Annotated in this window: 15 protein-coding genes; 7 read left to right on the top strand and 8 right to left on the bottom strand. The window is 67.4% G+C overall.

Going from position 1 to position 12,415, the window contains the following annotated elements; translation table 11 throughout:
* Positions 1–79: 79 nt before the first annotated feature.
* Entirely contained in the window at positions 80–751 is a 672-nt protein-coding gene (locus IE100_RS00860) for a TetR/AcrR family transcriptional regulator (protein WP_189372168.1), read from the bottom strand.
* Between the two features lie 209 nt (positions 752–960).
* Between IE100_RS00860 and IE100_RS00855 the strand changes: the two genes are divergently transcribed.
* From IE100_RS00855 to IE100_RS00845, 3 genes are all read left to right on the top strand, one after another.
* Positions 961–1,854, top strand: coding sequence for an alpha/beta fold hydrolase (locus IE100_RS00855; RefSeq protein WP_189372167.1), 894 nt, complete (start codon positions 961–963; stop codon positions 1,852–1,854).
* Positions 1,855–1,932: 78 nt separating this feature from the next.
* On the top strand, positions 1,933–3,018 hold the full coding sequence (locus tag IE100_RS00850) for a pyridoxal phosphate-dependent aminotransferase (protein ID WP_189372166.1): 1,086 nt from the start codon (positions 1,933–1,935) through the stop codon (positions 3,016–3,018).
* A 57-nt stretch (positions 3,019–3,075) separates the two neighbouring features.
* Positions 3,076–3,930 (top strand): HDOD domain-containing protein, encoded by an 855-nt coding sequence (locus IE100_RS00845; protein ID WP_189372165.1) that lies wholly within the window; start codon positions 3,076–3,078, stop codon positions 3,928–3,930.
* 86 nt (positions 3,931–4,016) lie between these two features.
* Here the strand turns inward: IE100_RS00845 and hslO are convergent, their stop codons facing one another.
* Both hslO and IE100_RS00835 read right to left on the bottom strand, forming a co-directional pair.
* Entirely contained in the window at positions 4,017–4,889 is an 873-nt protein-coding gene (hslO, locus tag IE100_RS00840) for an Hsp33 family molecular chaperone HslO (protein ID WP_189372164.1), read from the bottom strand.
* On the bottom strand, positions 4,886–5,470 hold the full coding sequence (locus tag IE100_RS00835; RefSeq protein ID WP_189372163.1) for an Ntn hydrolase family protein: 585 nt from the start codon (positions 5,468–5,470) through the stop codon (positions 4,886–4,888). The genes hslO and IE100_RS00835 overlap by 4 nt, the downstream gene beginning before the upstream one ends.
* Before the next feature lie 419 nt (positions 5,471–5,889).
* Between IE100_RS00835 and IE100_RS00830 the strand changes: the two genes are divergently transcribed.
* Together IE100_RS00830 and IE100_RS00825 are read left to right on the top strand one after the other, a co-directional pair.
* Entirely contained in the window at positions 5,890–6,666 is a 777-nt protein-coding gene (locus IE100_RS00830; RefSeq protein WP_189372162.1) for a class II glutamine amidotransferase, read from the top strand.
* 37 nt (positions 6,667–6,703) lie between these two features.
* Positions 6,704–7,060 (top strand): 5-carboxymethyl-2-hydroxymuconate Delta-isomerase, encoded by a 357-nt coding sequence (locus IE100_RS00825; RefSeq protein WP_189372161.1) that lies wholly within the window; start codon positions 6,704–6,706, stop codon positions 7,058–7,060.
* 67 nt (positions 7,061–7,127) lie between these two features.
* On the opposite strand, the gene IE100_RS00820 is transcribed toward IE100_RS00825, so the two are convergent.
* The 4 genes from IE100_RS00820 to radC all read right to left on the bottom strand — a co-directional run bounded on the left by IE100_RS00820 (position 7,128) and on the right by radC (position 9,654).
* Entirely contained in the window at positions 7,128–7,502 is a 375-nt protein-coding gene (locus IE100_RS00820) for an oxidoreductase (RefSeq protein WP_189372160.1), read from the bottom strand.
* A gap of 82 nt (positions 7,503–7,584) precedes the next feature.
* Positions 7,585–8,490, bottom strand: coding sequence for a ribokinase (gene rbsK / locus IE100_RS00815; RefSeq protein ID WP_189372159.1), 906 nt, complete (start codon positions 8,488–8,490; stop codon positions 7,585–7,587).
* 132 nt (positions 8,491–8,622) lie between these two features.
* Entirely contained in the window at positions 8,623–8,874 is a 252-nt protein-coding gene (locus tag IE100_RS00810) for a hypothetical protein (RefSeq protein WP_047965788.1), read from the bottom strand.
* 105 nt (positions 8,875–8,979) lie between these two features.
* On the bottom strand, positions 8,980–9,654 hold the full coding sequence (gene radC / locus IE100_RS00805) for a RadC family protein (RefSeq protein WP_189372158.1): 675 nt from the start codon (positions 9,652–9,654) through the stop codon (positions 8,980–8,982).
* Positions 9,655–9,806: 152 nt separating this feature from the next.
* On the opposite strand from radC, the gene coaBC reads away from it, so the two are divergent.
* Positions 9,807–10,979 (top strand): bifunctional phosphopantothenoylcysteine decarboxylase/phosphopantothenate--cysteine ligase CoaBC, encoded by a 1,173-nt coding sequence (gene coaBC, locus IE100_RS00800; RefSeq protein WP_189372157.1) that lies wholly within the window; start codon positions 9,807–9,809, stop codon positions 10,977–10,979.
* A 72-nt stretch (positions 10,980–11,051) separates the two neighbouring features.
* On the top strand, positions 11,052–11,504 hold the full coding sequence (gene dut / locus IE100_RS00795; RefSeq protein ID WP_047965624.1) for a dUTP diphosphatase: 453 nt from the start codon (positions 11,052–11,054) through the stop codon (positions 11,502–11,504).
* A gap of 92 nt (positions 11,505–11,596) precedes the next feature.
* Here the strand turns inward: dut and IE100_RS00790 are convergent, their stop codons facing one another.
* Positions 11,597–12,385 (bottom strand): AraC family transcriptional regulator, encoded by a 789-nt coding sequence (locus IE100_RS00790; protein WP_189372156.1) that lies wholly within the window; start codon positions 12,383–12,385, stop codon positions 11,597–11,599.
* Between the last annotated feature and the right edge of the window lie 30 nt (positions 12,386–12,415).

Raw genomic sequence — 12,415 nt, 5'->3', positions numbered from 1 at the left:
GTAGCCGGCACCGCGCTGACGTCGTAAAAAAAGCACCGTCCCCATGGGGACGGTGTTTTTTCATGGGTGCTTGCCTGGCTCAGGCCGGCGGCCGCAGATAGGCCAGTACCGCCTCCACCAGCATCTTGCGGTGCGATTCGCGCGACGCCTCGCTCACCATGTCGCGGCCGAAGATGGTCTGGAAGGTGTAGCGGTTGGCGACACGGAAGAAGCACAGCGAGCTGATCAGCATGTGCAGGTCGGTGGCGTCGACCTCGGGGCGGAACACGCCCGCCGCCTTGCCGCGCGCCAGCACGTCGTCGAGCACCTCGATGATGCTGCGGTTCAGCGACTTGATCTTCGACGACTGCGCGATGAACTTGCCGTGGTGGATGTTCTCGATGCTGACCAGGCGGATGAAGTCGGTGTGCGTGGCGTGGTAGTCGAAGGTGAACTCCGCCAGCCGGATGATGGCGTCCACCGGCGACAGCTCGGCGAGGTCCAGCCCGGTTTCGATGTCGCGGATCTCGCCGTAGCAGCGCTCCAGCGCCGCGATGTACAGCTCTTCCTTGCTGTGGAAGTAGTACACCACCATGCGCTTGATGGTGCCGGCACGCTCGGCGATGGCGTCCAGCGTAGTGCCACTGAAACCGGTCAGCGCGAACTCGCTCACCGCGGCGTCGAGTATGCTTTTCTTCATGCCCTCCGGGTTGTTCTTGCGCTTTTGCTTGACCACCGCGCCGCCATCCGGCGCCTCGCCACTGTTTTTCATGATCGGCACATCTGTTCCCGGCTGAGTGAACGCCGCGCCGGCAAGGACGGCCGGCACGGACAAGGCCTCCATGCTATCAAAAACCGCCGCCGCTGTATTTGCGCGCCGGGCCGCCGCTTGCGGCCAACGTTGGCCGCAAGCGGCGGCACTCGGCAGGCCGGATGCCAGCCGCTACACTACGGGGCGTCAATCCCCCCGGACTGCCCCGGATGCTCACCATGCCCGACTGCTACCAGCCGCTGCGCCTGCCGCGCAGCGAACATCACCACCTCAACGGCCATCCCTGCCACGTGCTGCGCTGGGGCGAGGCCGACGCGCCGGCGCTGTTCATGCTGCACGGCTGGATGGATTGCGCGCTGACCTTCCAGTTCGTCGCCGACTTGATGCCCGCGTGGCAGATCATCGCCCCGGACTGGCGCGGCTTCGGCGACAGTGGCTGGAACAGCGGCAGCTACTACAGCGCCGACTACCTCGCCGATCTCGACGCGCTGCTGCAGCACTACAGCCCGCAGGCGGCGGCCAACGTGGTCGGCCACAGCATGGGCGCCATGGTCGGCGGCCTGTACGCCGGCATCCGCCCGGAGCGGGTGGCGCGGCTGGCGCTGGTGGAGGGCTTCGGCCTCGCCGACAGCCGCGCACAAGAGGCGCCGGGCCGCTACGCGCGCTGGCTGCGCGAGAAGCAGCAGCCGCCGGCCTACCAGCCGCTGACCTCGCTGGCGGCGGTGGCACGCCGGCTGCAGGAGCGCAACCCGCACCTGAGTGCCGAGCGGGCCGCCTTCATGGCGCGGGCGCTGACCACGCAGCGCGACGGCGCGCTGAGCTACCGCGCCGATCCGCGCCACAAGATGGTCAACCCGGTGCTGTACCGGCTGGAAGAGGCCAAGGCCTGCTGGCGCCGCATCGCTTGCCCGGTGCAGTGGGTGATCGGCGGCGAGATGTGGGATCACCCGATGGCCAAGGGCGTGTTCGACACCCTGGACGAGCGCCGCGCCTGCTTTGCCGACCTGCGCGAAACCGTCATCGCCGACGCCGGCCATATGGTGCAGTGGGAGCAGCCGGCAAGCCTGGCCGCAACGCTGCAATCGTTCTTTGCTCAGGAATAATCCGTCTAAGCCGGCGCTGGATTTCGGGCTGCCCTTAACGTAAGGTAAACGCCATTGTCGTTTTTACCGGAGCCCGCCATGACCCGCTACGCCCGCCATCTGCAACAGCGCACCATCGTCAACCCGTTCCAGGGCCTGCCACGGCTGGAGGCCGCCATCGGCCGCCGCATCGTGTCGCGCATCGGCTCCAACGAGAGCATGCCGATCGCCGGCCACCCGCTGGCGACGCAGTGGGGCGAGGCGCTGTACGAGCTGGCGCGGCTGTATCCGGACCCGTACGCCACCGCCATCCGCGAGCGCGCCGCGTCGCTGAACGGCGTGGACGCGGCCAACGTGGTGGTCGACGCCGGCGCCGACAGCCTGATCGCGCTGTTCCTGCGCGCGCGGGTGTCGCCCGGCGACGTGGTGGTGTGCACCGCCGGCACCTACCCCACCTTCCGCTACTTCGCCGAGGGCGTCGGCGCCGAGATCGTCGAGGTACCGTATACCGAGCAGGACGGCGTGCCGGTCAACGACCTGCCGGCGCTGGCCGCCGCCGCCAACGCGCACCAGGCGGTGCTGGTCTACCTCGCCAACCCGGACAATCCGACCGGCACCTTCCACCCGCGCGACGCCGTCGCCGGCCTGCGCGCCGCGCTGGCCGACGACACCCTGCTGCTGCTGGACGAGGCCTACGTCGACTTCTGCGCCGCCGCCGAGCGCCAGGGCGTGCTGGCCAACACCGTGCGCCTGCGCACGCTGTCCAAGGCGCACGGCCTCGCCGGGCTGCGCGTCGGCTACGCCATCGCGCCGGAAGAGTGGATCACCAAGGCCGACCAGATCCGCACCCAGTTCGCCGTCTCAAGCTTCGCGCAGGCGGCGGCGGTGGCGGTGCTGGACGCGCCGCACTGCGCCGACACCATCATCCGCGACACCTGCCTGCTGCGCGAGCAACTGGCCGGCGCACTGCGTGACGGCGGGCTGACGGTGCTGCCGTCGCACACCAACTTCGTCTGCATCGTGTACCCGGACGCCGACAGCGCGCTGCAGCGGCAAAAGGCGCTGTTGCAGCAGGGCATCGCGGTGCACCGCCCGCCGCATCCGGCGATGCAGCACATCCTGCGCGTCACCGCCCATCCTGACGCATGTCAAGATTCGACCATTGCCCTGCTGCGCCACGGCTGAACACGGGTACACTGTGCGGCATTGCCCTTTGCCCACCCCACCATAAGCAGCCGCAACATGAAGGTTCCCCATTTCGACCAAGACACCACCGCCGCGCTGGTGCGCAACCTGGTGATTCCGCCGCGCCCGGCGCTGCTGGATCAGCTCGCCGCGCTGCGCAGCGATCCGGAGATGAGCCTGCTGGACGTCGCCGGGCTGATCGCCACCGACATCGGCCTGTCGGCGGCCATCCTCAAGGCCGCCAACAGCCCGCTGTTCGGCAGCCAGCGCAACATCACCTCGGTGCAGCAGGCGGTCAGCCTGCTGGGCTCCCGCAACACCATCACCCTGGTCAGCGGCCTGCTGCTGCGCCTGGCGCTGACCGCGGAATCGCCGCCGGCGATCGAGCAGTTCTGGGAGCGCAGCATGCAGGAGGCGGCCATCGCCGCGGCGCTGTGCGAACGCCTGGGCCGGCCGGCGGAGGAGTGCCAGAGCTTCGCGCTGTTCCGCAGCTGCGGCATCGCGGTGCTGCTGATGCGCGATGCGCGCTACGAACGCACGCTGCGCCTGATCGGCCAGGCGCGCGACCGCCAGATCAGCAAGATCGAGCAGGAATTCCACAACACCAGCCACGACATCGTCGGCTACCTGGTGGCGCGCACCTGGAACATGCCGGAGTCGTTCTGCCAGGCCATCCTGCTGCAACACCAGCCGGAGCTGTTCCAGGTCGGCAGCGAGCCGCTGCTGGACCACGAGCACATGATGATGGTGGCGGTGGCGCGCGCGGCGCAGTACGTGTGGCGCACCAGTACCGACCATAATGGCGACGGCGCCTGGCGCGAGCGCGCCGACGATATCGTCGCCTATCTGGGCATGGACACGACCGAGTTCGAGGACTGGGTCGACGGCATGCACCACCAGCTGCACCACTGATGCATGACCGTGTGGGCGTTGCCGCGCGATGGCCATGAAAAAACCGGACGCTGGCGTCCGGTTTTTTTGTGCGACCAAGCTGCGGCTCAGTGGCGCGCTTCGCGCACCGCGGCCATCACGTCGAAGTTGAACAGGCGGTTGACGTCGTCTTCGTCGAACACATAACGTTGGCCGCAATACTCGCAGCCGATCTCGATGCTGCCCTGCTCCAGCACCACGTCGGCCGCCTCCTGGCCGCCGAGCAGCTTCAGCATCTCGCCGACGCGCTCCTCGCTGCAGTTGCAGGCAAAGCTGACCGCTTCCGGATCGAACACGCGCACCGTTTCCTGGTGATACAGCCGGTACAGGATGTCGTCGGCGCCCAGCGCCAGCAGCTCGTCCTGCTGCAGGGTGTCGGCCAGCGCCACCACGTGCGGCCAACCTTCGACGTCGCCGTGGCCGTCCGGCAGGCGCTGCAGCAACAGGCCGGCGGCGGTGTCGTCGTTGCAGGCCAGGATCAGGCGGGTGTCCAGCTGCTCGGAGCGCTGCATGTAGTTCTCCAGCATCTGCGCGATGCTGTCGCCCTCCAGCGCCACGATGCCCTGCCACGGCTCACCCTCTTTCGGCTCCAGCGTCACCACGAAGGTGCCGCCCTCGCCCAGCAGCTCGGCCAGCGGCGCGTCGGTGATGGCCGCGTCGAAGCGCGCGGTGGCGCGCACGGTGCGCTCGTTGGTGCACTCGGCCACCGCCAGGCGCAGCGCGCCCTTGCCGTGCAGCTGCATGATCAGCGTGCCGTCGAACTTGAGGTTGGCCGCGAGCAGGCTGCTGGCGGCGATCATCTGGCCCAGCACGTGGCGCACCGCCGCCGGGTAGTTGTGGCGGGTCACCACCTGTTGCCAGGCGCCGTCCAGGCGCACCAGCGCGCCGCGGACCGGCACACCGTCGAACAGGAAGCGCTGCAGGGTATCGGCTTGGTTCATTTGTCAGAATCCTCATCAATCGAAACAGTGTAGAGCGACATCGGCAACGCGCTGCTGGCGTCGAATTCGGCGCCGGCACGCACCGCCGCCTCGGCGATCGCCTTGGCGTCCAGTGCGCTGTCGTACAGCGCGTGCATCGCACCCATCGCGAACTTGCGGCCGGAGCCGATGGCCCAGAAACGGGAAAATTCGTACACCTCGCGCATCGGGTAGACGCCGAAGATGCCGTGGCCATTGGCGACCAGCACCATCATCTGGCTGGACTCGTACGGGTCTTCCTCGTCTTCTTCCGGGCGCAGGAAAAAGTGGTCTTTCAGCTTGGGGTGGATCTTGCGAAAGGTCTCGAACAGGCCGCTGCGGCTGGACAGGTTGCGCGATTTCAGGCCCTTCAGCGCGCCCTGCAGCACCAGGTCGTGCGCCGCCGAGCCGGCAATGGACAGGTAGCTGTCGCCTAGGCGGAAGATCTTGTCGTGGAACACGTCATAGGCCGCCGGCAAGCGCTGGTCGTCGCCAAACGTGGTCTGGCTGTCTGCCGCGATGGCGATCTGCCCGTTCTTGCGTACTACCACGATGGTGGTCATCGCCATCTCCCCCGGAAAAGAAAGCAAAGGTGGTGATTTTACTGGAAATTGCAAGCCCTGCCTGCATCCGGCGCGGCAACAGGCTTGGCGCACGTGCCGCTGCGTGAAACAATAAGGGCCTGTTCACGCTTATTTCATCGCGGCGGCCGGTTTTGCCCGGATGCTGCGCGCGAAAAACGGCCCGCCGCAGGGTTATTCCCTGCCAGGGGCGTTTGACAAAGCGATGCACAGGGCAAAGCCGGCCCCGAAGGACAGGCCGGATAAGCCATCAACTGCGGCGTTGTCGGGTTTGCGCTTGGAATCACCAAGCGCGGCCCCCTCCGCCTTGCATTTGAAGCCTTCTCCGGCCTGTGCCACGATGAAACAAGCGGGAACAGGCCCTATCCATTACCCGGCAACACCGCAGAAACGGACTCACCATGTGCCAGCTGCTCGGCATGAACTGCAATACCCCGACCGACATCCTGTTTTCCTTCGAGGGCTTCCACCGCCGCGGCGGGCTGACCGACCATCACGCCGATGGCTGGGGCATCGCCTTTTTCGAGGGCAAGGGCGTGCGCCTGTTCATCGACGACAAGCCGTCGGCGGATTCGCCGGTGTCGGCGCTGGTGCGGCAGTACCCGATCAAGTCGCAAAACGTGATCGCGCACATCCGCAAGGCGACGCAGGGCGTGATCAACCTCGCCAACTGCCACCCGTTCCAGCGCGAGATCTGGGGCCAGTACTGGATCTTTGCCCACAACGGCGACCTGAAGGATTTCCACGCCCGCCCCGGCTGCTACTACAACGCGGTGGGCAGCACCGATTCCGAGGCCGCGTTCTGCTACATCATGGAAGCGCTGCGCGCCAAGTGGTGCACGCCGCCGGACACCGCCACGCTGTTTGCCGAGATCGCGCGCCTGACCGCCGAGCTGCACGGCCACGGCGTCTTCAACTTCATGCTGTCCAATGGCGACTGGCTGATCACCCACTGCAGCACCAAGCTGCACTACATCGTGCGCCAAGCGCCGTTCCCGGCCGCGCACCTGGTCGACGAGGACGTCACCGTCGATTTTGCCACCGTGACCACCCCCAACGACCGCGTCGCGGTGATCGCCACCGTGCCGCTGACCGACAACGAACAGTGGACGGCGATGCAGGCCGGCGAAATGATCCTGTTCCGCGACGGCGCGCCGCTGCTGCAACACCAGTCCTGATCCATCCCAACGTTGGCCGCAAGGCCGGAAAGCCCCCATGCCGCACCTGACTACCGAATACAGCGCCAATCTCGATCATGTTGCCATCCGCCCGCTGCTGCACGCGCTCAATGCCGCGCTCATCGCCAGCGGCCAGTTCGAGGCGCTGGACATCAAGAGCCGCGCACTGCGGCTGGACGACTACCTGGTGGGCGAGGCCGACGGCGGCCACGCCTTTGTGCACGTCCGCCTCGACCTGCTGTCCGGTCGCAGCGACAGCGTGAAACAGGCGCTGTCGGCGGCGCTGCTGCAGGTGCTGGACACGCAGGTCGCGGCCCCGGCCGGCGTCGCGCTGCAGCGCTGCGTGGAGGTGCGCGACATCCACCGCGCCAGCTACGCCAAATCGTGCGCCTGAACGGCGGCGGCACACAAAGGAAAAGGGAGGCCTCGGCCTCCCTTTTTTGATGCGTGCACTGCGAAACTCAGTAGGACAGCGACTCGTGACGGGTCGCCACCAGCGCCCCGGCCGACAGCGACATCATCAGCAGCGCGATGCGTTCGTGCATGATCACCGTGTGGCTGTTCCCGGCGAACTGCATGAAACGGCGCAGGTCCTCGCGGACTTTGCGCGAGCCGGTGAGGTCGATGATGATGTCGATGCGTTCGCCCTGCTCGGCCAGCTCGATGAAGTTATCGGTGACCGGCACCCCCGCCGCGCGCGCGATCGCGATGCCCGGCAACGCGAGATTCAGCTCCGCGACACCGACCAGTTCGACAAACGGCGCAGCCAGCAGCTGCTTGAGCAGTGGCGTCCCGGTTTCACCGGCCCCCACCATGGCAATGCGGATTTTTTCCATTGTGACCTCCATGACTGCCTATGACCCAGGCATCGGAAGGCGACACTCTAGCAATCCGCGCCGGCCGGGGAATTGCGCTGGATCAATTCCCCGCCGCATCCTGCGCCGTCAGGAAGGCCTGCAGCTCGGCCAGCGTCGGCATGCCGCCCTGGGCGCCGACCCGGGTCACCGCCAGTGCACCGGCGGCGGCGGCCAGCCGCATCGCCGTCTCCACCCCCTGCGGCAGGAAGGCGGCCAGCGCGCCATTGAAGGTGTCGCCGGCGCCGGTGCTGTCCACCGCCGTCACCGCGAAGCCGCGCTGGTGGTGCAGGCTGCCGTCGGCGCGCGCGTGCCAGGCGCCCTGCTTGCCGTGCGTCATCACCACCTTGCCCGGCAGCGCGGCCAGCAGCGACTCGACACTCTCGCCCTCGCGCCGCAGCAGCAGCGCCAGCTCGTGCTCGTTCGGCGTCAGCAGGGTCGCGCCGTCGATGATGTCCTGCGGCAGGGCCAGCGCCGGCGCCGGGTTGAGGATCACCGGCACGCGGTGCCGCGCCGCCAGCGCCAGCAGCGCGCGCACCGTCGGCAGCGGAATTTCCAGCTGCGTCAGGATCACGTCGGCGGCGGCGATGGTGGCCGCGGCGGCCTCGATATCGGCCGGCAACAGCCGGTGGTTGGCGCCGGGGATCACCACGATGTGGTTGTCGCCGCCGCTGACGGTGATCACCGCCACCCCGCTGGCCACACCGTCGGCCACGCCGACGTGGCGGGTGTCGACACCCTCCGCCTGCAGCCCGGCCAGCAGCTCGCCGCCGAAGGCGTCGCGGCCAACCTTGCCCACCATGCTCACCTCGGCGCCCAGCCGCCGCGCCGCCACCGCCTGGTTGGCGCCCTTGCCGCCGGGCAGGGTCAGGAAGCGCTCGCCGGTGATGGTCTCGCCCGGCTGCGGAAAGCGCGGCGCCAGCGCCACCAGATCCATATTGATGCTGCCTACCACCACCACCTTGCTCATGTGCTGCCCTCGTGTGCTGTCGTTATCGAAAATATCAAAGCGGCGCGCAGTATCGCCGCCATGAAAAAGGCTGCCAAGTGCCCGCCTGACGGCGGACAGCTGGCAGCCCGGTGCCGCGCGGCCCGGCCGCGCTCAGTGCAGACTGGTCTGCGACAGGAAACGGATGTAACCGACGCTCTCCAGCCAGTAGCCGCCGTCGGACAGCGGCGTCGCCTCCTCCAGCTCGGCCACGGTCAGCGTGAACTCGCTGCCGTCGAGCGAGGCCTCCAGCGCCACGTCGTCTTCGTCGGCGTAGTCTTCCGAGGCGTACATGAATTCGGGCTTGATCAACTGGTTGTTGATCTGGATGTAGTCGGACTGATTCAGCAAGCGCAGGATGTTCATGATGGTCTCCTTGGTGCTGCCACGCTCCGTCACGAAAGGCGGGGCCGGGTTACATGCTACAAGCCATGACAAACTTTGCCGCAGCGTGCCGGTAGCCGCAGCCTGCTACATCCAGCCACGCTCCGCGAGGGATTCGGCGTGGCTGCCGGTGACCACAAAATGATCCAGTAAACTGATATCGACCAAGGCCAGCGCCTGCTTGAGGCTGGCCGTCAGTGCCCGGTCGGCGGCGGAGGGTTCCGCCACCCCGGACGGATGGTTGTGCGCGACGATCACGCCGTGGGCGTTGTGCTGCAGTGCGCGGCGCACGATTTCGCGCGGGTAGACCCGGGTTTCGGTGAGGGTGCCCCTGAATAGTTCTTCGACCGCCAAAACCCGGTTTTGTGCCGTCAGGAACAGCGCCACGAACACCTCCACCTCGCGCACGCCGATCGCCAGCCGCAGGTACTGTCGCACCGCCTGCGGGCTGGACAGCGCATCGCCCAGCTGCATTTCCTCCGCCAGCACCCGCCGCGCCAGCTCCTTCACCGCCATGAACTGCGCGTACTTGGCCGGCCCCAGCCCGCTGCCGCGGGCAAAATCGCCCGGCTCCGCCGCCAGCAGCTTGCCCAGGCTGCCGAAGCGCTGGATCAGCTGCCGCCCCATGTCCACCGCCGAACAGCCGCGGATGCCGGTGCGCAGGAAAATGGCCAGCAACTCGGCATCGGACAGTACCGCCGGGCCGCGCTGCAACAGCTTTTCGCGCGGGCGTTCCGCCTCCGGCCAGTGGGCTATCGACATCGCAGACTCCTTCTTGGGCTATAGCATGATATGTAGCAGGTTTTTAATGACATATCACTATTGTGTATTGCCATGCGCGTGCGTCGCGCTGCCGGCGGCGGCGAATACGTTACAATTCGCGCTCTCATGCCAACCAACACAAAGCCGAACCGATGACGCAAAAACGCATCCTGCTGGGCATTACCGGCGGTGTCGCCGCCTACAAGGCCGCCGAGCTGACCCGCCTGCTGGTCAAGGCCGGCCATCACGTCGAAGTGGTGATGAGCGAAGCCGCCACCCGCTTCGTGACGCCGCTGACCTTCCAGGCGCTGTCGGGCAATGCGGTGTACTGCGATGTGTGGGACAGCCGCCCCGACAACGCGATGGCGCACATCGAGATGTCGCGCCGTGCCGACGTGTTCGTGATCGTGCCGGCCACCGCCGACTGCCTGTTCAAGCTGGCGCACGGCGCCGCCAGCGACCTGATCTCGACCATGGCCAGCGCGCGCACCTGCCCGCTGGTGGTGGTGCCGGCGATGAACCGCCAGATGTGGGACAACCCGCCCAACCTGCGCAACGTCGCGCAGCTGCAGGCCGACGGCGTGCAGGTGTGGGGCCCGGCGCACGGGGTGCAGGCCTGCGGCGAGACCGGCCCCGGCCGCATGCTGGAGCCGGAAGAAGTCTTCGACCTGCTGAACGGTTTCTTCGACAAGAAAGTACTGGCCGGCAAGCGGGTGCTGCTCACCGCCGGGCCGACTTATGAAGCGATCGACACCGTGCGCGGCATCACCAACATCAGCTCCGGCAAGATGGGCTACGCGCTGGCCCGCGCCTGCCGCGACGCCGGCGCCGAGGTGACGCTGGTCTCCGGCCCCACCGCGCTGGCGGCGCCGCTGGGCGTGCGCCTGCTGCCGGTGCAAAGCGCCGGCGAGATGTACCAGGCGGTGCTGTCCGAGGTTGGCCGCAGCCAGGTGTTCATTAGCGTCGCCGCGGTGGCCGACTACCGCGTGAAGAACCGCAGCGAACACAAGATCAAGAAGGGCGACGCGCTGCCGGTGATCGAGCTGGAAGAAAACCCCGACATCCTCGCCACCGTCGCCTCGCTGCCGGCGGCGCCATTCTGCGTCGGCTTCGCCGCCGAAAGCCAGAACCTGCTGCAGTTTGCCGACAGCAAGCGCCGCAAGAAAAAGGTGCCGCTGCTGGTCGCCAACCTGGTGCAGCAGGCGATGGGCAGCGATGTCAACGAGGTCACCCTGCTCGACGACGCCGGCCAGCACCCGCTGCCGGCGATGGCCAAGGCCGAGGTGGCGCGCGCCATCGTCGCCCACCTGGCCCGCCTGCTCTGAAGCACAAGCCCACAAGGTTGGCCGCAGGCTGCGGCCAACCTTTTCCTTTTAGTCCATGAAACGAGTCACTGCATGAAACCCACCATCGACGTTCAAATCCTCGACGCCCGCCTGAAGGACAACCTGCCGGCCTACGCCACCAGCGGCTCCGCCGGGCTGGACCTGCGCGCCGCCATCGACGCCGAGATGACCATCGTGCCCGGCCAGACGGTGCTGGTGCCGACCGGCATGGCCATCCACCTGGCCGACCCCAAGCTGGCGGCGATGATCCTGCCGCGCTCCGGCCTCGGCCACAAGCACGGCATCGTGCTGGGCAACCTCACCGGCCTGATCGATTCCGACTACCAGGGCCAGCTGTTCGTGTCGGTGTGGAACCGCGGCGACAGCGACTTCGTGCTGAAGCCGCTGGAACGCATCGCGCAGATGATCATCGTGCCGGTGGTGCAGGTCGGCTTCAACATCGTCGACAGCTTCGACGCCTCCGAGCGCGGCGAAGGCGGCTTCGGCAGCACCGGCCGCAAGTAAGCGCGCGCCGTTAAAAACGACTGCGGCCAACCTTGGCGACAAGGTTGGCCGCAATGCTTTGTGCGGAGAGGTTTTGTCCCGCACGCACCGCCTCAGCCCTCGCCGCGCATCTGCCGCCGGTAGCGCTCCGGCGAAAATCCGACCTGCTTGCCGAACATGGCGATGAACGCCGACGGCGTGCCGTAGCCCAGCTGCGCCGCGATGTCCTGCACCGGCCAGCCCTCCTTCAGCCACGCCAGCGCCTGCAGCAGGCGCACGCGGTTGCGCCACTGCACGAAGCTCATCCCCAGCTGCTGCTGGAAGCGCCGCGCCAGCGTGCGCTCGGTGCTGTGCACCCGCTGCGCCCAGCGGCCCAGCGTGGTGTTGTCGCCGGGCGTGGCACGGATGGCGGCCAGGATGGGCTGCAGCTGCCGGTCGCTGCTGTCCGGCAGGTAGCTGTCGACGCTGCCGGCGCGCACCAGATGCTCGACCAGCAGCTCGGCCTGACACACGTCCCACGCGTCGCCCATCGCCGCCACCTCGCGCTGGCGGAAGTCCTCCAGCAAGGCGCGCACCAGCGGCGTCTGTTCAATCAAACAGACACGATCCGGCAGGCGCGCGGTCAGTGCCGGGCTGACGTACACCGACAGGTAGTCCATCGCCTGTCGCACGTGCGCGGCGTGCGCCATCTCGGCCGGCACCCACACCAGGTAATCGGCCGGCGAGATCAGCCGCCTGTCGTCCAGCACCAGCTCCAGCAGGCCGAGGCTGATGCGGTTGATCTGGCCCCACGGATGGCGGTGCGGCTCGAAATCGGTATTGGCCATGAACTGCTCATAGCGGAAGTACAGCGGTGCCGGCGGCGGCAGCTGCAGGTCGATGGCGGAGTAAGGCGGCAGCATGTTGTCGGATTCGGCGCATGAGTTTGTCTG

The organism is Vogesella alkaliphila, from assembly GCF_014652475.1.
Lineage (GTDB): Bacteria > Pseudomonadota > Gammaproteobacteria > Burkholderiales > Chromobacteriaceae > Vogesella > Vogesella alkaliphila.
Note: the sequence above shows the minus strand (reverse complement) of the source record. Positions and strands in the feature narration are given on the sequence as shown.